Here is a 23,930-nt window from a genome sequence, read left to right on the forward strand (position 1 = left end):
TTTGCCGCGTTTTTTTGCCATGTGTTCAAACTTCCTACGCACTTATGTTGCATTGCAATACATATTGCATTGCCCGTCGCGCAGCTCGCCAGACTGGCCGGTTCGCGCTGCTGCTGTGCATTGACAATGTTTGAGTTGCTATGTTTTTATGAATAGCGGAAAAATTCGACTAGGTTTCATGAACTGAGAAGTAGCCCGGATTTTTACCTGTGAAAGAGCAAATGTAGTAAGTCGGATTTTGAATGGTTTTATCCAGGTTGTTCAGAAACGGCGGAGTTTAAATCAAGAAATGGGTCGTTTTAGCTGCTATCCAAAAGATGCATTAAAACGTCTACTAAACACACCAAGGGAATTGAATAATATGATCAAGGAAACAGTATTGTCTCGCTCGATCCGCGTGATGTTCATCGGCGGTATGGCGCTGGGTATGCAAGTTGCCACCGCGCAGCAAGCTGACGCGCCACTGCAAAAGGTGGAAGTGACCGGTTCGCGCATCCCGACCCTGAACACCGACGGCACCAGCCCGATCGTTGTACTGGGCTCGAAAGACATCAAAACCGACGGCGTGCGTAACGTCGAAAGCCTGCTGAACAACCTGCCACAGGCCTTCGCAGCGCAAACCGGTAACGTGGTTAACGGCTCGACCGGTACCGCGACTGTCGACCTGCGTGGTCTGGGCGCTAACCGTACTCTGGTACTGGTTAACGGTCACCGTCTGCCAGCAGGCTCGCCGAACTCGTCGGCTGCCGACTTGAACCAAATCCCAGCTCCGCTGATCAAGCGTATCGAAGTACTGACCGGTGGCGCAGGCGCCGTGTACGGTGCTGACGCTGTGGCCGGTGTGGTCAACTTCATCATGAACGACCGCTTCGAAGGCGTTCAGATCGAACTGAACGGTTCGGGCTACAACCACAAACAACAGAACACTGCTGGCGTTGGTACGCTGGTTGCTGGCCGCGCTGCCACTAACCCATCGCAGTTCGCTGTACCAGGCAACAAAGGTCTGGATGGCCGTTCGAAAGACGCTTCCCTGCTGATCGGTGGTAACTTCGGCGACGGCAAAGGTAACGCCACCCTGTTCTTCAGCTACAAACAGGACGACGCACTGCTGCAATCCGAGCGTGACTTCACCGCTTGCTCGCTGTCGGCTTCGGCTGCTGGCTTCGCTTGCGGCGGTTCGGGCACCAATGCTACCGGCCGTTTCACCAACACCAAGACCGGCAAGGTCTACACCACCGATGCTAGCGGTAACCCACGCCTGTTCAACAACGCGCTGGACCAGTACAACTTCGGCCCGATCAACCACCTGCAGCGTCCTGACGAACGTTATGGCGTAGCTGCTTCGGCCCGCTACGACGTCAACGAGAAGATGAAAGTCTACGCAGACTTCGCCTTCCACGATGACCGCACCGATGCACAGATCGCTCCAGGCGGTATTTTCGGTAACGTTTACACCATCAAAGGCGACAACCCACTGCTGACCCCAGCAATGAAGGCCGCCATGAGCCTGAACTCGCCAACCGACACCACCGACGTAGTTATCCAGCGTCGTAACGTCGAAGGCGGTGGCCGTGATGCACTGTTCACCAACACCTCGTACCGTATGCTGATGGGCGTAAAAGGCGAGATCGGTAACTGGAACTACGACCTGTTCGCACAAACCTCGAAAGTACGTTACTCGGGTAGCTCGAATAACTACTTCTCGAAAGAGCGTGGCGCCAAAGCACTGGACGTGGTCAATGTTAACGGCGTAGCGCAGTGCGCATCGTTCGTGAACGGCACCGACACCGCTTGCGTACCTTACAACCCATGGCAGCTGGGTAAGATCACCCCAGAACAGCTGGCTTACATCCAGATTCCTGGCCAATCGTTCGGTCAGACCGAGCAGCAGATCCAGGGCGCCAACATCGCTGCTGATCTGGGCGAATACGGCATCAAGATTCCAGGCAACAGCAACGGCGTGGGCGTGTCCTTCGGCCTGGAGCGTCGCGTAGAAGCGCTGACCCTGAATCCTGACGGTCCTTCGCAGAACTTCGACCTGGACGGTTCCGGTGGTCCTGTGAGCCCAGTGTCGGGTCGCTATGTGGTGAAAGACATCTTCGGTGAAGTTCGTCTGCCACTGCTGGAAAACAAACCGTTCGCTGAATCGCTGGGCGCCAACCTGTCGTATCGTCATTCCGACATCGACACCGGCGTGAAAGCTAACACCTACGGTCTGGGTATGGACTGGCAGCCAGTGTCGATGCTGAAAGTACGTGCATCGCACCAGAAAGCTGTGCGCGCTCCTAACATCAACGAACTGTTCTCGCCAGCAGGTAACAACCTGTACGACAACGACGCTGATCCATGTGCAGGCGCCAAGCCTACCGCCACCCTGGCACAGTGCGCCTTCACCGGCGTAACCGCTGCTCAGTACGGCAACATTCAGGATTCGCCAGCAGGTCAGTACAACTACCTGGCCGGTGGTAACACCAAGCTGAATCCAGAGACCTCGAAGTCGAACACCATTGGTCTGGTGCTGACCCCGATCCGTAATCTGACCGTGACCGTTGACTACTTCAACATCAAGGTTGCTGACACGATTTCGAACGTAAGCCCAACCACCACGCTGGAAAAATGCCTGGCCACCGGTGACGCGACCTACTGCTCGAAGATCACCCGTGACCGTCTGGGCACCCTGTGGCTGCTGCCACAAGCTTCGATCGTTGGCACCAACACCAACATCGGCTCGCTCAAGACCTCGGGTCTGGATCTGGCAGCTAGCTATGGCCAGAAGATCGGCGCATACGGTAGCATCGGCTTCTCGCTGAACGGCACCCTGCTGAAAACCTTCGAAGTGGAAGAACTGCCAGGTGACGGTTCCTACGACTGCGTAGGCCTGTACAACGGCGCCGGCAAGTGCGGCCAGCCACGTCCGAAATGGCGTCATAAAGCCCGTGTGAACTGGAATACTCCATGGGCAACCGACCTGGCTCTGACCTGGCGTTACTTCCAGGGCGTGGACATCGAAACCACCAGCTCGAATCCTAAGCTGACTGGCACCGCGCTGGATGTAGAGAAGCACTTCGCTTCGGCTAACTACATCGACCTGGCTGCTTCGTACAACGTGACCAAGAAGATCACCCTGTCGGGCGGTATCAACAACCTGTTCGACCGCGATCCTCCAATCACCTCGAAGTACGGTACCGGCTCGGGTAACGGCAATACCTTCCCATCGATGTATGACTCGATGGGCCGTAAGCTGTTCCTGAACATGACTGCCAAGTTCTAATTGCTTGAGTAGTTGCTAAAACGGCGGGTCGCAAGACCCGCCGTTTTTTTTCGTCGCTAGCAAATTAGCTGGCAAATAAAAACGCCCGCTGGCGTCGGCCAGCGGGCGTTTGCGTTAAGCGGCAAGCTCGCAGCGGCCTAGGTTTCCCAGTCGTTGCCGTCTTCGATACTGCCCAGCATGGTGCTGACCAGCGTGCGTTCGCTCTCGCTCAGTTCGGGGCGCCAGGTTTCGAACAGCAGGATTACGCGGGTTTCATTGCTGCGATTCCATGCTTCATGTTCGATGCTGTCGTCGAATACCCAGGCCTTGCCTTCTTCCCAGTGACGGGTTTCATTGCCCACCCGCAGGCTGCAACCTTGCGGCACGATCAGCGGCAGGTGGCAGATCAGGCGGGTATTCAGGATGCCCGTGTGCGGCGTGATATGGGCACCCGGACGCATCAGCGAGAACAGTACGGTGGGCGCGCGGCCAGCGATCTGCGGCATCGGCACGTTGGCCATGGCAGCCATGGTGGCCGGACAGCGGGCCGCATTCTCGGCCACGATTTCGCCGTTGCGGTACAGGTAGAAGGCGCTCCAGTCGCGGTTGTTATGCAGGCCGCCCCGTTCGCGCGCAGGCAGGGTAGGGTCCGGCTTCAGATATGGTTCGAATGCGTCTTCATCCTTGAGGATTTGTTCGAGTTCGGCGCGGATGGCGGGCGTGGCCGCTTCGACCTGCGCCAGCCAAGGGAAGGCCTCGCGCTCGAAGTATTGAATTTGCGGCAGGCCGGGGAAGTAGTACAGGCGCGGCTGCTGCAGATACAGTTGCTTGCGGCCCAGCAGCAGATCGAGCGACTGGCGGAAGCGTGCGTGTTCGGGCCCGTTGGTATAACCAGCCTCGGCCAGATTGTTCTGCAGTTTCTGCTCGAACTTCTGCATGTAGTCGGCGCAGGCATGGCGGGCTTTCTGTACGTGGGCGCGCAACTGGGCTGGTAGTTCGTGGTCGGGCGGCGCGGCGTCGAGCGCCGTGCGGTAGAACGCGGCCGCAGCCGGTGCATTGCCGTCGGCGGCCAGCAGGTCGCCTTTGTACAGCAGCAGTTGCAGATTGTCGGGCGCGGCGCTGACGGCCTGTTCCAGTGCGGCCAGTGCCGCCTTGATTTCGCCCAGCGCGTGCTGGGCCTGCGCCAGGCCGAACCACGCTTGCGGGCCGCCCTGACCGTTGCGGGTCAGTTGCAGATAATGGTCGCGCGCGGCGCTGGCGTCTTGATGCGATGCAGTCATAGTGTCAGGTTTCGTAGCTGGCGGAATCGCTATTGAAAGCGTAGATCGCGTGGGTGAGTTCGGTGATCAGGCTGCGCTCGGCCAGCGACAACTGGGGATGCCAGATGTCGAAGATCATGATGACGCGCAGCTTGTCGCTATTGTTCCATGCTTCATGTTCGATGGTGTCGTCGAATACCCAGGCTTTGCCGGGTACCCATTCGCGCGTGGTATTGCCGACGCGGAAGCCGCAGTCAGGCGGAATGATCAGCGGCACGTGGGTCAGCAAACGGGCATTCGAGACGCCTACGTGGGCCGGAATGCGGGTGCGTGGCTTGAGCAGCGAGAACATGGCAGTGGGCGTGCGGCCCGGCTGGTCGGGCTGGGGTGCGCCGCGCAGCAGTTCCATGGTCTTGGGACATTTTTCCACATTGCCGGCGATCTGGCGGCCATCCTTGATCAGGTGGAAGGCGCTCCAGCGCGGCGAATTATTCAGCTCGGCAAACTGGTTGTGCGGCACATCGTCCGGATAGGTGAGGTAGGGCTGGAAGCCCTGTTCAGCCTGCAGTACGGCGAGGAATTCATCGCGGATGGTGTCGGTGCCCGCTTCGATGGCGTCCAGCCACGGGAACTGTTCGCGCGGGAAGAATTCCACCGGCACCAGCCCCGGATAGTGGTACATCATCGACTGCGAATCGTAGCGCCGCTTGCGCCCCACCATCAGGTCGATCGAGTCGCGGAAGCGCTGGATATCTTCACCGGCAAATTCACGGTATTTGGCATCCATGAATTCATCGAGGAAGTTGCCGTAGTCGGTCTGGTAGCGCTCGATGTAGCGGTGCGCGTGTTCGACTGCGCCGCGCATATTCGGATCGAGCCGTTCCAGCGGTGGCGCTACCTGTGCCACGGCGCCATAGGCCGAGGCCGATTTGTGCGTCTTGCCCTGGCGTTCCAGCAGGTTGGCGCGCAGCAGCAGCGCCACCATATCGTGCGGATCGGCCACCAGTGCATTGTGGATCGCCAGTTCTTCCGCCTTTTCGTCGCGCTGGCCCTGACAGGCCATGGCCAGATTGACCCAGTGCTGGGGATTATCCTGTTCGCTGCGCACCAGCCGCTCGAACGCGCGCCGTGCGCCAGCGTGGTCGCCCAGCCGGAAGGCGCGTTTGCCTAGCGTGGTCAGCGCGAGTGTGTGCTGGGGTTGGAGTTCCAGTAGCAGATTCCAGAGCCGGACGGCTTCGTCGTCTTTCCCTGCTTTGCTGGCCTGAATCGCGGCCGCTTCGAGAACGGCGGCATCGCTGGGCGCGTGGGCGCCGGAGGAGGAGGTGATCATGATCAAGTGAGCCAGTGATTCGGCGGCCTAGGGCCGGACGAAAAATTATAGCTGCTGGACTTGCATTCAAGGCAAGGATCACGCCGTATCGCCCGCGAGTGTTGGGGCGATACGTCACTTTGCTGTGTGGACGCTTACATTCCACCCCACGCGGCGCTCAGCACAGAAACGGCGGCCAGCCCTGCGGTTTCCGTGCGCAGGATGCGCGGGCCCATGGCCAGCGGCAAGGCGCCGTGGCGGATTGCCTGATCTTCTTCCGCTTCGCTCAGGCCCCCTTCCGGGCCGATCACCAGCGTCACGGCCTGCGGGCTCTGGTGGCGCGCCCAGTCGGCCAGCGACTGCTCGGCGCGCGGGGTCAGGATGATGCGGCGGTGCATGTCCTGCTGGGTGATCCACTGTTTATAGTCCTGCAGCTCGCCCAGCCGGGCCAGATGGTTGCGCCCGCACTGTTCCGAGGCGGACGCAATGATGGCCTGCCAGTGCGCCAGCTTCTTTTCCGCCCGCTCGGCCGACAGGCGCACCACGCAGCGCTGGGCCGCCAGCGGCTGGATGGCGCTAACCCCCAGTTCGATGGCTTTCTCGATGATCCAGTCCATCTTGCTGGCTTCCGGCAGTGCCTGCGCCAGCGTGATGCCGAACGGCAGTTCCGCTTCGCGCGCCGTATGGGTCTTGATCTCCACGCTGACGCGGCGCTTTTCCACTTGATCTAGGACAGCGCTGTATTCGCCGCCTTCGCCGTTGAATAGCGTAATCAGCGTACCCGGTGCCAGCCGCAGTACGCTGATATGGTGGGCAACCGCGTCGGGCAGCTGGATGAGCTGGCCGATGGCCAGTGGCTGGGGCAGGTAAAAGCGCGGCATGCAGGGTTCCGTTAGTACGTGGTGGGGGATAGGGTTAGTATGTGTCGATATGCAATTTTAAATCGTGGCCGCCTCGGTCTGGTAAAATAATGGGTTCAGCAAGTAGGTAGTACCGTAGCCGTATTCCTTGCCCCCAGTTTCCATACTTTCGTGATAGATCGACGATGACTTCTACGCTCCCAACCACTCAAATGGCTAACGCGATTCGCGCGCTGGCAATGGACGCCGTCCAGAAGGCCAATTCCGGCCACCCAGGTATGCCTATGGGCATGGCCGAAATCGCGGTAGCGCTGTGGAGTGGCCATTACAGCCACAACCCGGCCAACCCGAAATGGGTCAACCGCGACCGTTTCCTGCTGTCCAATGGCCACGGCTCCATGCTGCACTACGCGCTGCTGCACCTGAGCGGCTATGCCGTGAGCATGGATGACATCAAGGCCTTCCGCCAGATGCATTCGAAAACTCCGGGTCACCCGGAAGTGGATATCACCCCGGGCGTGGAAACCACCACCGGCCCGCTGGGTCAGGGTATTGCTAACGCGGTCGGTATGGCGCTGGCCGAGTACCTGCTGGCGAGCGAATTCAACAAGCCCGGTTTCGACGTGGTCGACCACTACACTTACGCTTTCCTCGGCGATGGCTGCCTGATGGAAGGTATTTCGCACGAAGTGTGCGCACTGGCCGGCACGCTGGGCCTGAAAAAACTGATCGCTCTGTACGACGACAACGGCATTTCCATCGATGGTAAAGTGGAAGGCTGGTTCACCGACGATACCCCGGCCCGTTTCGAAGCCTATGGCTGGAACGTGATCCGTGCCGTCGACGGCCACGATGTAGCAGCCGTATCGGCCGCCATCGCAGCCGCCAAGACGGCCGACAAGCCGACCCTGATCTGCTGCAAGACTGTGATCGGCAAAGGTTCGCCGAATCTGCAAGGCGGCGACAAAGTGCACGGCGCGGCACTGGGCGACAAAGAAGTGGCTGCCGTACGTGAATACATCGGCTGGAGCGCTGCTCCGTTTGAAATCCCTGCCGACGTGTACGGCGCATGGGATGCCAAAGCAGCCGGCGCTGCGCGCGAAGCGGCATGGACCGAACTGTTCAACAAGTACGCTGCCCAGTTCCCTGCTGAAGCTGCTGAACTGAGCCGCCGTATGGCCGGCGACCTGCCAGCCGCCTTCGACGGCGCACTGGCAGCCGGTATCGCCAGCTGCATCGAGAAAAAAGAAAACATCGCTACCCGTAAAGCCAGCCAGAACGCGATTCAGGCACTGGCCCCTGTGCTGCCTGAGTTCCTCGGCGGTTCGGCCGACCTGACGGGTTCCAACCTGACCAACTGGAAAGAGTGCGTCGCTGTGCGTTCCGGCAAGCCAGGCAACCACATCAACTACGGTGTGCGCGAATTCGGTATGGCTGCCATCATGAATGGCGTGGCCCTGCATGGCGGTTACATCCCGTTCGGCGCCACCTTCCTCACCTTCTCCGACTACAGCCGCAACGCCCTGCGTATGGCTGCGCTGATGAAACAGCGTTCGCTGTTCGTGTTCACCCACGACTCCATCGGTCTGGGCGAAGACGGCCCGACCCACCAGTCGGTCGAGCACATTTCCTCGATGCGTCTGATCCCGAATCTGGACAACTGGCGTCCATGCGACACCGTCGAATCGATGGTGGCATGGGGCGAAGCGGTCAAGCGCAAGCATGGCCCATCGACCCTGATCTTCTCGCGTCAGAACCTGCCATATCAAGAGCGCAGCAGCCAGCAAGTGGCTGACATCGCCCGTGGTGGTTATGTGCTGAGCGACGCGGCCGATGCCAAAGTGGTGCTGATCGCCACCGGCTCGGAAGTGGAACTGGCTGTTGCTGCCGCCGCAGCACTGGCCGCTGAAGGCATCGCTACCCGCGTAGTGTCCATGCCTTCGACCGATGTATTTGACCGTCAGGATGCCGCTTACAAGGCTGGCGTACTGGGTAAAGGCCTGCCACGCGTGGCGATCGAAGCCGGCGTGACCGATTTCTGGTACAAGTACGTCGGTCTGGAAGGCGCTGTAGTCGGCATCGATACCTTCGGTGAATCGGCTCCGGCAGGCGTGCTGTTCAAGCACTTCGGCTTCACGGTGGAAAACGTCGTGGCCAAAGCCAAATCTGTCATTGCATAAGTATTGCGTTAAGGTTCAACCTCTAGCAGTTGCATCACCTATTTTTCTACTCAGGAGCATAGTATGACGATTAAAGTTGCAATTAACGGCTACGGCCGCATCGGCCGCAATGTGCTGCGCGCTTTCTACGAAGGCGGCAAAAAACAGGACATCCAGATCGTGGCAATTAACGATCTGGGCGACGCCAAGTCGAATGCCCACCTGACCCGCTACGACACCGCCCACGGCAAGTTCCCAGGCACCGTGACCGTTGACGGCGACAACATGATTGTGAACGGCGACGTGATCCGCGTCTTCGCACAGCGTAACCCTGCTGAAATTCCATGGGGCGATCTGGGCGTGGACGTCGTGCTGGAATGCACCGGCTTCTTCACCACCAAGGAAAAAGCTTCGGCTCACCTGAAAGGCGGCGCCAAGAAAGTCATCATCTCGGCACCTGGCGGTAAAGATGTCGACGCGACCATCGTGTACGGCGTGAACCAGCACGTGCTGAAAGCCACCGACACCGTGATCTCGAATGCTTCGTGCACCACCAACTGCCTGGCACCGCTGGTCAAGCCACTGAACGACGCAATCGGCGTGGAAACCGGTCTGATGACCACCGTGCACGCTTACACCAACGATCAGGTGCTGTCCGACGTGATGCACGAAGACCTGCGTCGCGCCCGTTCCGCTACCCAGAGCATGATCCCGACCAAAACCGGCGCTGCTGCTGCCGTAGGTCTGGTACTGCCTGAACTGAACGGCAAGCTGGACGGCTTCGCGATCCGCGTTCCGACCATCAACGTATCGCTGGTCGACCTGTCGTTCATCGCCAAGCGCGACACCACCGTGGAAGAAGTTAACGCACTGATGAAGGCTGCTGCTGAAGGCGACCTGAAAGAAGTGCTGACCTACCAGACTGAACCACTGGTTTCGGTGGACTTCAACCACAACCCGGCATCGTCGAACTTCGACGCCACCCTGACCAAAGTGTCGGGCCGTCTGGTCAAAGTATCGTCGTGGTACGACAACGAGTGGGGCTTCTCCAACCGTATGCTGGACACCACCGTGGCACTGATGAACGCCAAGTAATCGGCGCACGCTGCGCCCCGCGCGCAGCCCGGCTAGCAGAAGGGCAGACCGCAAGGTCTGCCTTTTTTTCGTCTGTCAGTCTATATCGTCAGCGTTGTACCTGTGCTGCTGAGAAATTGCCGTAGCTCGCTCAGGGCATGTGGGGGTATCAAAGTGATTGAGGCATCGTGTCTCGTTTCCATGTCTCTTCCTGTCTCGTTTTGTCTCTTTCTGTCTCTATTAGACACTCGCGCCTCCGACGAGTTCAAACGAGACAAAACGAGACAAAACGAGACATATAAAAGAGACAGGATGCCTCAATCAGTTTTGGCGCCCACAGGGATATGTGGGCGCCAGCGGACTAGAGCGTAACGCGCAGGCCCAGATAGTAGCGTCGGCCGATGGCGTCGTAAGTCGAGCTATCTGTTTCCGTGCCAGTCTGGTTGCCGGGCAGGCCGGTGATGATGGGCGGCGCTTTGGTGTTGAAGATGTTGTCCATGCCCAGATACAGCTGCACGGCTTTGCGCAGGTCGTAGGTCAGCTGCACGTCGTGGTAGGTGCGCGAGCCGACGCCCACGCTGCCCGGCGCGATGTTCAAGCTTTTCAGGAACTGGTCGTCGAGCGATACGGGGCCGTTGTAGGTGCTGACCCAGTTAATGCCGAGCTGCTTCCACTTGTAGGCCAGATTCAGGCCGGCGCGGTTGCGTGGTGCATTGGTATTGCCTGCCGTGACTTCGCCCACATCGGAATTCTCCGGTGCTTCCGGCGTGGCTTTTTGCCACAGCTGGCGCAACCACGTCCAGCTCAGGCGGGCGCTCAGATCACCCATGGCCACTTTGTCGGCCCACGAGGCGCTGACATCCACACCTTCCGTGCCCAGCCCGCCGCTATTGGTCACGCTCAGATTGCTGTACTGGATGGAGCCGGCACTGAGGTTGCCCACGGGGGCAGGGCGGCGCACGATAAAGCTGCAGAACAGGGGATTGTTCTGGTTGTAGCACTGGTCGAGCGCGTACTGGCGGTCGGTGGAGACGATGGCATCGGCGATCTTGATGCGGAAGTAGTCGGCCGTGAAGGTGAACTTGCGCAGCATGGGGATGCCGCGCGGCGTGACCACTAGCCCGATGGTGGTGGAGCGGCCTTTTTCTGCTTGCAGATGGGGGTTGCCGCTGTTGTAGCCGCTAATGCCTTGCTGGTCGGCCTGATTCAGTGTGAACACGCCACCGTGCGCCGCCATATTCGCCGCCACGCCCGGCGCGTTGCGGCAGTTCACGCCCAGTGCGCTGGCGTCGTTGATGCTTATGCCTTCGCAGGGATCGACCAGTCCGTTAGGAAAGTCCTGACTGGGCGCTGTGTACAGTTCGTTGATATTCGGTGCGCGAGTGGACTGGGCGCGTGTGCCGCGCAGTTTGAGGTCGGGCGTGATCTGCCATTCCAGACCGGCGTTCCAGCTATTGGTGCTGCCCACGGTGGAATAGTCGCCATGGCGAAAGGTGCCCAGAAAGCTCAGATCACGTGCCCATGGCTTATCCTTGAGCAGTGGCACACGCGCTTCGACAAAAGCTTCGCGCACGGTGAAGTTGCCGTAGGTGGGCGGCAGTGCATTGCCGGCATTCTGTCCCGTCTGGGTGAGAGGATCGGGCACGGCGCTGGAATCTTCATCGCGCCATTCCAGCCCCGCCGCAATGCCGATCGCGCCAGCGGGCAGGCCGCGCACTTCGCCGATCACGCTGGCCCCCGCCAGCTTCTGCGTGATGGCCGTTTGCAGCGAACCGGGTGCCGTCACGTATTTGAGCGCGGCCGGTGTGATGCTGTTGTAGCCGAACAGGCTGATGGGAACGCAGCCTTCTGCCACGGCCGAACTGTTGGCGCACACGGGTGTGCCATCGGGGCCGGGGATGGCTTCCAGTGCATTGCGCAGGCTGGCCACATTTACCTGTCCCGTCGAGTTCTGGCCTTCCTTGGTTTTGCCGTAGGCGACAAAGGCTTCGTAGTTCCACTGGCCGAAGCTGCCCTTCATGCCGGTGGCAAGGCGGAAGGTATCGCGCTCGACGACGGAATGACGTGGGCCGAATTCGCTCAGGCGGCGGGTGAAGAAGTAATCGGGCACGCCATCGCCATCGGTATCGCTGATGCGCTCATGCAGATACTGGGGCACCAGCGGATTGCGCACCAGCACTCCGTTGACCATGGAGCCGGCCGGCACCTGTCCGTACGGCTTGTAGACTTGATCCGAGCCGAGCGGGAAGGGTTCGATATTGGTGGCTACTTTCGATGAGGCATACGTGCCTTCGAAGAAGGCGCTGTGCTGATCGTTGAAGGCCCAGTTGCCATTGGTGGCGAACAGATAGCGCTCGACCGGCACGGCGATCAGGCGGAAAGCCGAGCGGTTATAGCCGGTGGCGCCGGTGCCGGCAGCATCGCTGCCGTTCTGGTTCCACGGGATGATCTGGTTGTTGGCGTCAAAGGTAAAGTCCTCTGTATCGCCGAAGAAATGGCCCTGCGGGGCATAGCCCGAATAGTTGGGGCGGCGCGCCACGAAAGCCAGTTCCGGATGGCCCTGCGTGATGGCAGAAGTCTGGTCGATGGCCGAGGCGGCGCGGTCGCGGCTATACACGGCGCCCTGTTTGGAATAACCGAAGTGGCCCATCAGATTGCTGGCGCCGTCGCTGCTGGTAATGCCGAAAGTGAGCGCCAGCTTTTTCTTGAAGTCGTCGTGCTGGTCACTGCGCCCTGTCTGCGCATCGAGCAGCACGCCGTTGAAGTTTTTCTTGAGGATGATGTTGATCACGCCGGCCACGGCATCCGAACCGTAGGTGGCAGAAGCGCCACCCGTCAGCAGTTCCACCCGTTCGATGAAGTCGGTGGGGATGGTGTTGAGGTCGACCGCGCTATCGCCCGGTACGCCGGAGACGAAACGGCGTCCGTTCACCAGCACCAGCGTGCGGCTGTCGCCCATATTGCGCAGATTGACCGTGGTCACGCCGCCGCCCGAGGTGAGGAAGTTGGAATTGCCACGGCTCAGCGTGGGCGTACCCAGAGTGGGATTCTTTTGCAGCAAATCCTGCAAGTTGGTCGCGCCGGAGGCGGCAATATCGGCCGAACTGAGGATTTGCAGCGGCGACGGCGAAGCGGCCGCCGGGGAAGCGATGCGCGAACCCGTGATGATGACTTTCTGCAGGTTCTCGCTAGTCGCGGGGGCGGGGCTATCCGGGGTCTGGCCCCACGCGGCACTGGCCGCGCTCAGGCTGCCTAGGCAGAGCAGGTACAAGGGATGCTGGCGTTGGGAAAGCTGGTTCATGCGCTGACTCCTGTGATACATACGGGTTGGCAGGGTGAGGTCTGCGATAGTTGATCGCTGATAGACCGGACCGCCAGTGCAGGAGTTCCGTCAGAACTTGAATTTTTTACAGCAGTTTGTGTTGGGGCTAACGGACGAAAAAAAACCGGGAACATCTCCCGGTTTTTTGCACAGCAGGCTGGGCTTATTTGTAGATGCCCGAACCGACCAGCACATCATCGACTTTCTCGATGTAGCCGGACTTGCTTTCGACCGATTTGGTCACCGGATTAGGCCATTTGAAATCGACCCAGCCCTTGCCTTTGGATTTGGCCAGATCGACCATTTCCTTGATCATCAGCTTACCTTCGTTATCTTTCATGCCGATCAGCGGCTTGCCGACCATCTTAGGATTGTTGCCGTGCGCCACAGCCACGCCGTTCATGTCGTACACATAGATGTACAGATCGCGGTCATGGAAAGTGGTGTTGGCGGGATCGGAGATGGCGGCAAAGGCTTTTTCCTTGCCTTCGGACTTGATCAAGGACACAGCTTTTTTCACCATCGCCATGGCTTCATCCGGCGAACCCTTCTCGGCGGCGTAGCTGAAAGTGGACGTGGCTAACAGGCTGATGCCCAGCGCAGTAGCGCGCAGTAATGCTTTCATGTAGTTTCTCCTCGCTTTATGGTTATGCAGAGGCGAGCGGCAGCGCTGCTGTCTCACGCCTGCAGTGCGAATGAGTGTAGACCAACTCTCGACTTTGTGCGAATTAAAAGTTGGGTGACGGCAACACTTCTACATAAATATTTCCTTCCACAGAGCGCTGACCTGTGCGGCGTGATGCGCCACCAGCGCCGGTTCTACCCGTGCCAGATCCTGTCCCTGCAAGCGCAACTGGTGTTGCAGTTTGCGTAACTGGCGGTAAGCATCGCCCACGGCGCTGGCGTGCTCGACGGAGATCAGACCCAGTTCGCCGCACATGCGCAGCAGGGCGATATTGCCGCTATTGGCGGTCAGCTGCGGGTAGCGCGCCGCATGCTGCAGGACCAGATACTGGACGATGAACTCGATGTCTATCATGCCGCCCGGATCCTGCTTCAGATCGAACAGGGCGCTGTGGTTGGGTTTGGCATCCATCATGCGCTTGCGCATGGCGATGACTTCCTGTTTGAGTGGCCCATCGGCCGGCCTTTCCTTGCGCAGCACGGCATCGCGGATGGCATCGAAGCGCTGGCCTATGCTGGTATCGCCAGCGCAGAAGCGTGCGCGCGTGAGCGCCTGATGCTCCCAGGCCCAGGCCGAACTGCTCTGGTACTTCTCGAAGGCGGACAGGCTAGAGACCAGCATGCCGCTGGCGCCGTCGGGGCGCAGCGCGGTATCGATATCGAACAGAATGCCGGCCGAAGTATGGGTGGTCATCCACGTAATGAAGCGCTGGGCCAGCTTGGCATACTGGGCCGGGGCTTCCTGATCGCTATCGTCGTACAGGAAGATCACATCGAGGTCGGACACATAGCCGAGTTCCTTGCCGCCCAGTTTGCCGTAGGCGATCACGGCAAACTGCGGCACTGCGCGGTGGCGGGTGGCGATGGTCTGCCAGATCGCATTGATGGCTGCCGCCACAATGGTGTCGGCCAGCGCCGACAGGTGGTCGGCCAGTTTTTCCACCGTCAGGTCGCCTGCCAGATCCTGCGCCAGCAAGTGGAATAACTGGGCGTGATGGGTCTCGCGCAGAATATCCATCTGGCGCTCGGTATCGCTAGGGTCGGCCGCCAGCTGGCGCTGCAGGTCGGCCGCCACGGCGGCCGCATCAAACTCCGTGGTGCGCAAACGGCCATCGAGCAGCTCGTCCAGCAGGATGGGGTGCTGGCTGAGGAATTTGGCGGCCCAGCCACTCGCATGCATCATGCCGATCACGCGCGCCAGCGCATGGGGGTATTCCGTCAGCAGCGACAGATAGGCGGAACGCCGGGCAATGGTTTCGAGGAAGTCCAGCAGCCGCCCCAGCGTAGCCTGCTGGCTGCCGCCACTGGTCTCGCACGAGCACTGGATGATCAGGGGCAGGGCCAGATTGACCAGCCCCAGCAAGCGCTCGCGGCTGGCTTCCGGCAGCGATTGCAGGCGCGGCGCCTGCCACGTGCCGATCAGGCGCTGGGCCGCGCCGGCCGCATCGTCGAAGCCCAGCGCGGCAAAGCGCGCCACCATGGCCTCGCGGTTATCAGGATCGGCGCAGGCATCGGATACTTGCGGGTTGATGGCTTCACCCGCCGCGCCCCCACTGGCGCTACTGGGGCTGTTGCTCTTATCGGAGAACATTTCGTCGAACTGGCCAGCGACGAACTGGCGGTGCGCTTCCAGCTGGGCCAGCAGGGTCGCCGTATCGTCCAGCCCCATCATTTGCGCTACTAGCAGCCGGTCCGCTTCATTGGCGGGCAGGGTGTGGGTCTGGGCATCGTCCAGATATTGCAGGCGGTGTTCCAGATTGCGCAGGAAGGTGTAGGAGGCCAGCAGTTGGTAGACGATGGCGTGGCTCAGCAGCCCCTTTTCCGCAATGATGCGTAGCGTGGTGCGGGTGGAGCGGTCGCGCAGGGCGGCATCGCGGCCGCCGCGGATCAGCTGGAATACCTGCGCCAGAAACTCGATTTCACGGATGCCGCCGCGCCCCAGTTTGACGTTGTTGCTGCGGTCCGGATGCAGCCGCTCCTGCCGGTTCACTTCGGCGCGGATCTGGGCGTGCATATTGCGGATCGCATCGATCACGCCGAAGTCCAGATAGCGGCGGAACACGAAGGGCCGCACGATGGCCTCCAGTGCAGCGATATCTTCCGGTGTGCCCGTCACGGCGCGCGCCTTGACCCAGGCATAGCGCTCCCACTCGCGCCCCTGCACGATCAGATATTGCTCCACCATATTCAGGCTGCAGGCCAGCGGGCCGGAATTGCCGTTGGGGCGCAGCGCCATGTCGACCCGGAAGGTAAAACCGTCTTCCGTGATCTCGGCCAGCGCCGCAATCAGGCGCTTGCCCAGCCGGATAAAGAATTCATGGTTGGACAGGCTGCGCTGGCCGGGCGCACTGGTGACGGTGTCGCCATCTTCGGGATAGACGAAAATCAGGTCGATATCGGACGAGACATTGAGTTCGCCGCCGCCCTGTTTGCCCATGCTCAGCACCATTAGCTGCTGCGGCCGGCCGGAATCGCGCCCCATCGGCATGCCGTGCGCCGCCACCAGTTCGGCCATCAGTTCTTCCACGTGGCGGGCGATGGCAAAATCGGCAAAGCGCGTCATCGCCGTGACCACTTCGTTCAGATTGGCCAGACCGGCCAGATCGCGCCGGATCAGGCCATTCACCAGCAGATTGCGCAGGCGGCGCATGGCGCGTCCCAGCGGCAGCGGCGCGGCGGCCGCACCCGGGCCGGCGGCGGCGCCAGCAGCGGCTGCGGGGTTGGCCTCGCGCTGCAGATAGTCGGCCAGATCGATCTGGTCCAGTGCGACGGTGGCGACAGCATCGGACTGGGCGGCCCGCTCGGGGGCGGCGGCCAGCCAGCGCTGGTAGAAACGGGAGACGGCGGGTTCGATCTTGCTTGCACTCATGTGGGCTCTATCCGGTGAACTGACTGCGGCTTAGCAGTGGTAACGACATGTAAAACTGCCCCGCGCTGCGCTAGACGAACACTGCGCCGGGCCGGGCATAGGGTAGAATGGCCGCGCTGGCGCGACCGTCCGCCTTCGAGTGTAGCGATTTATTTGATGCATGGCCTGAATTATTAGCTGAATTTTTAGCGGATTGATGCAAAAACAAGATGACCAGAAGGTGAGCGCGACCCCGCCCGGCCAGCCGGATGGCGAGGGCTATATCGCTACGCGCTGGCATCGGCTGACGGCGTTTTACCGCTTCTGCAATCAGGCTAGCCATCATGTGCTGGGGTTTGCCGTCAAGCTGGGGCTGCTGCTGTATTTCGCCTTTGCCATCCTGTTCCTGACCTTGCGCTATGCGGTGCTGCCGAATATCGACCATTACAAGGGCGATATCGAGCGACTGGCCAGCCGCGCGGTGGGCAATGCCGTCAGCATAGACCGCGTGTACGCTTCGTGGCATGGCTTGCGCCCCAATCTATTCCTCGGCGACGTGGTGCTGCACGACGCCAGCGGCCGCGCCGCCCTCAGCCTGCCCAGCGTCTCGGCCACGCTGTCGTGGTGGAGCGTGGTATCGGCCACGGTGCGTTTCGAATCGCTGGAGCTGGTGCGGCCCGACCTGAGCGTGTTGCGCGATGCGCAGGGCCGGCTGTACGTTGCCGGCATGCTGCTTGATCTGGCTAAGCCCAGCGACGGCAAAGGCGCGGACTGGCTGCTGGCGCAGCGTGAAATCGTGATCCGCGAAGGCCGCGTGCAATGGCTGGACCAGCAGCGTCAGGCGCCCTTGCTGGCGCTGGACAGCGTCAGCGTCGTACTGCGCAACCAGTGGCTGCGCCACCAGCTGGCCGTGCGCGCCACCCCGCCCGCCGCGCTGGCCGCGCCGCTCGATGTGCGCGCCGATTTCAGCCATCCGGCCTTTGGCGCGCGGGTCTCGAACCTGTCCATGTGGAAGGGCGAGCTGTATGCCGATATCCGCAATACCGATCTGCTGACGTGGCAGCCGTGGCTGGACTTCCCGTTCGCGCTGCATAGCGGCGGCGGCTCGCTGCGCGCATGGCTGGGCATAGACCAGTCACGCCTGACGGGCTTCACGGCCGATCTGGCACTGCAAAACGTGTCGGCTGTGCTGGGCAAGGAATTGCCGGTGCTGGATCTGCGCCAGCTCAGTGGCCGCATCGCCGCTAAAGAAGAACTGCCGAATGTGTTGCCGCTGGTGGTGAAAGGCGGCAAGAACGCGGGCAGCCTGCCGTTCGGGGCACTCGGACACTCGGTGGAACTGAGCCAGCTGACCCTGACCACCAGCGACGGCTTCGTGATGGCGCCCACTTCGCTGTCGGAGCGCTTTGTGGCGGCCAGCGGGCCCAAACCGGAACAGACCATTATCAGTGCCGCCCAGCTGGATCTGCAGACCATGGCCGGACTGGCCGAGCGCCTGCCGCTGAGCGAGCATCAGCGCCAGTTGCTGGCCGATTTTGCACCGCGTGGCCGGCTACAGAATTTTTCCGCCGAATGGCGTGGCGCCTATCCTGCCCTGCAATCCTACCGCATCAAGGGCGATCTGGTGGGCTTGGGTCTGAAACCCCAGCCACACCGGCCCGGTCAGGCCAAGACGGCCCGCTCGCCCGCCATTGCGGCTGTGCCGGCCATACCCGGCTTCGAGAATCTGAGCGGAGCGATCGACGCTACTGAACAGGGGGGCAGCTTCCGTCTGAACTCGGAACAGCTGGTGCTGCACATGCCGGATTATTTCAGCACCCCGTCCATGCCATTCGAGCATCTGAACCTGAAAGCGCGCTGGAGCTTCGAGCCCGACAACATGCTGCTGTTCCAGATCGACAGCATGGACTTCCTGCAGCAGGGCATGAGCGGCACGCTGCAGGGCAGCCACCGCATGCCGCTGGCTGGTAAAGGCATGGGCACGGTGGACTTCACCGGCACGCTGAATAATTTCCAGATCAACCGCATCGATCACTACCTGCCGATCCAGACTCCGCATGATCTGCGCGCCTGGCTGACGGGTGCGCTGGAAGGCGGCGTGGCCAGCGATGTAAACCTGCGCCTGCGCGGCGACCTCGCGCATTTCCCTTTCCATGGCGAGAATGGCGCCGAGCGTAACCGCGGTGAATTCCGCGTGGCCGGCAAGCTCACCGAAGGCAAACTGAATTACGCGCCGGGCGAATATCTGCATGAAGGCAAGGCGCTAGGCAAGGACGGCAAGCCGCTGCCGCTGTGGCCGCAGGCCGAACATATCAAAGGCAGCTTTGTCTTTGACCGCGCCCGCATGGAAATCCGCGGCGATACGGCGACCACGGGCGGCGTGGCGCTGAGCGGCGTGAAAGCCGTGGTGGCGAATCTGGATGCGCATAACGCACTGCTGGAAATCGACGGCAATGCGGCCGGCCCCATGCAGGAATTCCTCAAGTACGTGGCCAGCAGCCCCGTGCTGGAATGGATCTCCAACTTTACCGACGAGACGCAGGCTAGCGGCAATGCCAGGCTGGCGCTCAAGCTGCAACTGCCGCTGGCGCACATCATCGATGCCAAGGTGCAGGGTACGCTGCAATTGCAGAACAATGAAATCAGCCTGATGAACGACCTGCCACCCGTGCAGGCCGCGCAGGGCAAAATCGAATTCAATGAACATGGCGTCAACCTGAACCAGCTATCCGGTAACTTCCTCGGCGGTCCTGTCAGCATCACGGGTGGCAGCCAGCGCGACAACGCCATCGTCGTCAAACTGGGCGGCATGCTGACGGCCGACGGTTTCCGCAAACAATATGGCTCGCCAGCCATGCAGCGGCTGGCCAGCCATTTTGCCGGTAATGCCCGCTACACGGGCACCGTGACGGCGCGTGACCATCAGGTGACAGTGGCGGTGGACTCCACGCTGAACGGGCTGACGGTGGATCTGCCGGTGCCGCTGCGCAAAACGGCCAGCGAAGCGCTGCCGCTGCGCTTTGTGCTGAATAGCGCGCTGACGCCCGATAGTGGCGGCGCGCTGCATGACGATATCCGCATCAGTCTGGGCGGGAATATGGCAGCGCGCTACCAGCGTGCCAAGAGCGCCAAACAGCCATGGAAACTGGTGCGCGGCGGCATAGGCATCGCCACGCCGGCGCCGGAGCCGGACAGCGGGCTGGCCTACAACATCAACCTGCGCGCGCTGAATGTGGATGCGTGGCTGGACTTTGCCTATGCCATCGGCGCGGCCGGCAGCACCGCGGCGGCGGGCGGCACCAGCACCAGCATTAGCGCCAGCACCAGCATTAGCGCCAGCACTGCCGATAGTGCTGATTTACTGCAGTACGTGATGCCCGATACCATCGCCGCGCGCAGCAGCGAACTGATTATCGGTGACCGCAAGCTGGAAAACGTGGTGCTAGGGGTGGGACGGCAGAAAACCATCTGGCAGGCGAATATCGACTCGACTCAGGCCAACGGGCACCTGAGCTGGAGCGAGCCGTCCACGGGGCATGGGCTGGGCAAGGTAACGGCGCGGCTGTCGTCGCTGGTGATCCCCGAATCGGCTTCCAAGGATGTGCAGGAACTGCTCGACAGTCAGGTTGCCAATACCACCATACCGGCGCTGGACATCGTGGTAGAGCGTTTCGAACTGTTCAACAAGGCACTGGGCCGGCTGGAACTGCAGGCCAATAATGCCCAGCTGGCGGCGCAGCGCGAATGGCGCGTCAGCAAGCTGCTGCTGTCCAATCCCGATGGCGAATTCAAAGGCAGCGGCAAGTGGGTCAGCAAGGATGGCGTGCATGACTCCAGCCTGAACTTCGATCTGGCCATCAGCAATGCGGGCAAGCTACTGGACCGCTTCGGCTTTGCCGGCACGCTCAAGGGCGGCAAGGGCAATCTGTCCGGTGACATCGCGTGGAAAGGCTTGCCGTACTCGCTAGACTGGCCCACGCTGGCGGGGCAGATCAAGCTGAATGTGGAAAAAGGCCAGTTCCTCAAGCAGGATCCCGGTGCCGCCAAGCTACTGGGCGTACTCAGTCTGCAGGCCTTGCCCCGTCTGCTCAAGCTGGATTTCCACGACGTGTTCTCGGAAGGGCTGGCGTTCGACGGCATCACCGCCAGCGCCGGCATCAACCACGGCATCGTGCGCACCGATAACCTGAAAATGCATGGCGTGGCGGCCACCGTGCTGATGGATGGCAGCGCCGACCTGGCCAATGAAACCACCAATCTGCACGTGGTGGTGATTCCCGAAGTGAATCTGGGCACGGCGCCGCTCGTGTATGCGCTGGCGGTCAATCCCGTGATCGGGCTGGGCAGCTTCCTGGCCCAGCTATTCCTTAGTGCGCCCGTGATGAAGGCGCTGACTTATCATATGCAGGTGACGGGGCCGTGGAAAGCGCCCGTAGTCACCAAGATCGAAACGGCCAAGACGGAAGTGCCCGCGCCGCCCAAAGGCGCACCGTGAAACGGCCGGCCGTACAACTAGCGAGAGTGTAGACATGAGCCATACCGTAGCTGCCATCCAGATGATTTCCTCGCCCAACGTGGCGGACAATATCGCCAGCGCGCGCCGCCTCGTCACGCAAGCGGCAGCGGGCGGTGCACAGTTGGTGCTACTGCCTGAATACTGGGCCATCATGGGCCATAGCGATAGCGACAAGGTGGCCGTGGCCGAACCGCTGGGACAGGGACCGATCCAGGACTTCATGTCCAGCCTCGCGCGCGAACTGGGCATCTGGCTGATCGGCGGCACGCTGCCGCTGGCCTCGCACGACGCCGCCAAAGTCATCAACACTACGCTGGTGTACAACCCGCAGGGCGAGCAGGTCAGCCGCTACGACAAGATCCACCTGTTCGGCTTCAGCAAGGGCGGCGAAAGCTATGACGAATCGCGCACCATCGTGCCCGGCACGGCACCCGGCGTGTTCGAGGCGCCGTTCGGAAAAGTCGGCATGTCGGTCTGCTACGACCTGCGCTTCCCCGAACTGTACCGCGCCATGGGCCCGCTGGCCTTGATCGTAGTGCCCGCGGCGTTCACCTACACGACGGGGCAGGCGCACTGGGAAATTCTGCTGCGTGCGCGCGCCATAGAGAACCAGTGCTATGTGCTGGCGGCAGCGCAGGGCGGCCAGCATCCGAACGGGCGCCGCACCTGGGGCCACAGCATGCTGATCGACCCGTGGGGCGCGGTCAAAGCCGTGCAGGCCGAAGGCGAGGGCGTGGTGCAGGGCCAGATCGATACCGGCTATATGGACGGCGTGCGCGCCAGCCTGCCGGCGCTGAAGCACCGCACCATGTGAAACCGGCTACACTGGGCTACAATCGCAGCACATTTTTGATAGAACCTACCATGAAGCCATTTGAACCGAATCTGTCCACCCTTGCCGTTGCGCGCGATATCCTGCTGACGCCGTTCGGGCTGGACGAAGCCAAGCTGCTCAAGACGCTGGGCTCGATGTTTACCCACAAGGTCGATTACGCCGACCTGTACTTCCAGTTCACCAAGAACGAAGGCTGGAGTCTGGAAGAGGGCATCGTCAAGACGGGCAGCTTCTCGATCGATCAGGGCGTGGGTGTGCGTGCCGTGTCGGGCGACCGCACCGCGTTTGCCTATTCCGACGATATTTCCGAAGCGGCCCTGCTGTCCGCTGCCAGTGCCACCCGCACCATTGCGCGTGCCGGTGCCGGCAAAGTCAAAGTCGCCAGCGCCATGACGCCGACCGGCGGCCGTTCGCTGTATCTGCCCAACGATCCGCTGGCGTCGCTCGATGCCACCGCCAAGGTCAAACTGCTGGAGCGGCTGGAACAGATGGCGCGCGGCAAAGACCCGCGCATCGTGCAGGTCATGGCCAGTCTGGCCGCCGAATACGATGTGGTGCTGGTGGTGCGCAGCGATGGTGTGCTGGCAGCCGATATCCGCCCGCTGGTACGGGTTTCGCTGACCGTCATCGCCGAGCAGAATGGCCGGCGTGAAGTGGGTTCTTCCGGTGGCGGCGGACGTTACGATTACGGCTATTTCACCGACGCGCTGCTGGAGCAGTACGCACAGGACGCCGTCAGTTCGGCGCTGGTCAATCTCGATGCACGTCCCGCGCCGGCCGGCCCGATGACGGTGGTACTGGGACCGGGCTGGCCCGGCATCCTGCTGCACGAAGCCATCGGCCACGGTCTCGAAGGCGATTTCAACCGCAAAGGTTCGTCCACCTTCTCCGGCCGTATCGGCGAACGCGTGGCGGCTAAGGGCGTCACCGTGGTAGATGACGGCACGCTGCCGGACCGCCGCGGTTCACTCAACATCGACGACGAAGGCAATCCGACCCAGTGCACCACGCTGATCGAAGACGGTATCCTGAAAGGCTATATTCAGGACACCATGAATGCGCGTCTGATGAAGATGCCGGTAACGGGCAATGCGCGACGCGAATCGTTCGCCCACCTGCCGATGCCGCGTATGACCAACACCTATATGCTGGGTGGTGACAAAGACCCCGGCGAAATTCTGGCCTCGGTCAAGAACGGCCTGTACGCGGTCAATTTCGGCGGCGGTCAGGTGGATATCACCAACGGCAAATTCGTGTTTTCGGCCAGCGAAGCCTATATGATCGAAAACGGCAAGATCACCTATCCCGTGAAGGGCGCTACCCTGATCGGCAACGGGCCGGAAGTGCTGAACCGCGTGTCCATGATAGGCAACGATATGCGCCTCGATCCGGGCGTGGGCGTGTGCGGCAAGGAAGGCCAGAGCGTACCCGTGGGCGTGGGCCAGCCGACGCTGCGGCTGGATGGCGTGACGGTGGGTGGCACCGTGTAAAAGTTGCTTTGCGGCAGTGGAACCGATGAAAATTCTGTCGAAGGCCCCTGCCGTGTAGAAAAAAAGCGCTTGCCAAGTGTCGCGCTATGGGTTTATAGTCGTTGCACCTGATGTCGCGCAAGGCATCGAACTTGAAACGGAAGCTTGTACATGACCCGCTTTTTCTTTACCGGCTATTTTTACTTTAGCAATTCCAACCCAGAGGCGGTGGAGTAGCGGCCGGTGCACGTAGAAGCAAAAACGAGTTCCAGCAAATTCCGAAAAAACCGCCTCCGAGGCGGTTTTTTTTTACCCTGACATTTTGTAACCGGCTTTGAAATTACC

The 23,930-nt window shown here is 61.0% G+C and carries 12 protein-coding genes; 6 read left to right on the forward strand and 6 right to left on the reverse strand.

Annotated features, from left to right (window positions below; translation table 11 throughout):
- Positions 1-379 precede the first annotated feature (379 nt).
- Complete coding sequence (locus ABNT42_RS18740) at positions 380-3,271, forward strand: TonB-dependent receptor (RefSeq protein WP_348699515.1); 2,892 nt, start codon at positions 380-382, stop codon at positions 3,269-3,271.
- A 137-nt stretch (positions 3,272-3,408) separates the two neighbouring features.
- Here the strand turns inward: ABNT42_RS18740 and ABNT42_RS18745 are convergent, their stop codons facing one another.
- The 3 genes from ABNT42_RS18745 to ABNT42_RS18755 form a co-directional block, all read right to left on the reverse strand.
- Positions 3,409-4,530 (reverse strand): aspartyl/asparaginyl beta-hydroxylase domain-containing protein, encoded by a 1,122-nt coding sequence (locus ABNT42_RS18745; RefSeq protein ID WP_348699516.1) that lies wholly within the window; start codon positions 4,528-4,530, stop codon positions 3,409-3,411.
- 4 nt (positions 4,531-4,534) lie between these two features.
- Positions 4,535-5,839 carry an aspartyl/asparaginyl beta-hydroxylase domain-containing protein gene (locus ABNT42_RS18750; protein ID WP_348699518.1) on the reverse strand — a complete coding sequence of 435 codons (1,305 nt, stop codon included), beginning with the start codon at positions 5,837-5,839 and terminating at the stop codon, positions 4,535-4,537.
- Positions 5,840-5,973: 134 nt separating this feature from the next.
- On the reverse strand, positions 5,974-6,699 hold the full coding sequence (locus tag ABNT42_RS18755) for a 16S rRNA (uracil(1498)-N(3))-methyltransferase (RefSeq protein WP_348699520.1): 726 nt from the start codon (positions 6,697-6,699) through the stop codon (positions 5,974-5,976).
- A gap of 164 nt (positions 6,700-6,863) precedes the next feature.
- Here ABNT42_RS18755 and tkt point away from each other — a divergent pair, with 164 nt between their 5' ends.
- Positions 6,864-8,858, forward strand: coding sequence for a transketolase (gene tkt / locus ABNT42_RS18760; protein WP_348699522.1), 1,995 nt, complete (start codon positions 6,864-6,866; stop codon positions 8,856-8,858).
- 63 nt (positions 8,859-8,921) lie between these two features.
- Positions 8,922-9,932 carry a type I glyceraldehyde-3-phosphate dehydrogenase gene (gap, locus tag ABNT42_RS18765; protein WP_348699524.1) on the forward strand — a complete coding sequence of 337 codons (1,011 nt, stop codon included), beginning with the start codon at positions 8,922-8,924 and terminating at the stop codon, positions 9,930-9,932.
- Positions 9,933-10,272: 340 nt separating this feature from the next.
- Here the strand turns inward: gap and ABNT42_RS18770 are convergent, their stop codons facing one another.
- From ABNT42_RS18770 to glnE, 3 genes are all read right to left on the reverse strand, one after another.
- Positions 10,273-13,212 carry a TonB-dependent receptor gene (locus tag ABNT42_RS18770; RefSeq protein ID WP_348699525.1) on the reverse strand — a complete coding sequence of 980 codons (2,940 nt, stop codon included), beginning with the start codon at positions 13,210-13,212 and terminating at the stop codon, positions 10,273-10,275.
- Positions 13,213-13,396: 184 nt separating this feature from the next.
- Positions 13,397-13,858 carry a cache domain-containing protein gene (locus ABNT42_RS18775; protein ID WP_348699527.1) on the reverse strand — a complete coding sequence of 154 codons (462 nt, stop codon included), beginning with the start codon at positions 13,856-13,858 and terminating at the stop codon, positions 13,397-13,399.
- A 129-nt stretch (positions 13,859-13,987) separates the two neighbouring features.
- Complete coding sequence (glnE, locus tag ABNT42_RS18780) at positions 13,988-16,786, reverse strand: bifunctional [glutamate--ammonia ligase]-adenylyl-L-tyrosine phosphorylase/[glutamate--ammonia-ligase] adenylyltransferase (RefSeq protein WP_348699529.1); 2,799 nt, start codon at positions 16,784-16,786, stop codon at positions 13,988-13,990.
- A 196-nt stretch (positions 16,787-16,982) separates the two neighbouring features.
- Here glnE and ABNT42_RS18785 point away from each other — a divergent pair, with 196 nt between their 5' ends.
- Genes ABNT42_RS18785 through tldD form a run of 3 tightly spaced genes read left to right on the forward strand, consistent with a single transcriptional unit; the run spans position 16,983 to position 23,606 of the window.
- Entirely contained in the window at positions 16,983-21,260 is a 4,278-nt protein-coding gene (locus ABNT42_RS18785; protein ID WP_348699531.1) for a YhdP family protein, read from the forward strand.
- 34 nt (positions 21,261-21,294) lie between these two features.
- Positions 21,295-22,095: a carbon-nitrogen hydrolase family protein gene (locus tag ABNT42_RS18790; RefSeq protein ID WP_348699534.1), complete on the forward strand. Its 801-nt coding sequence runs from the start codon at positions 21,295-21,297 to the stop codon at positions 22,093-22,095.
- 50 nt (positions 22,096-22,145) lie between these two features.
- On the forward strand, positions 22,146-23,606 hold the full coding sequence (tldD, locus tag ABNT42_RS18795; protein ID WP_348699536.1) for a metalloprotease TldD: 1,461 nt from the start codon (positions 22,146-22,148) through the stop codon (positions 23,604-23,606).
- Positions 23,607-23,930 lie beyond the last annotated feature (324 nt).

The sequence above is a fragment of the Duganella fentianensis genome (genome assembly GCF_964031615.1).
Taxonomy (GTDB): Bacteria; Pseudomonadota; Gammaproteobacteria; order Burkholderiales; family Burkholderiaceae_D; genus Rugamonas; species Rugamonas fentianensis_A.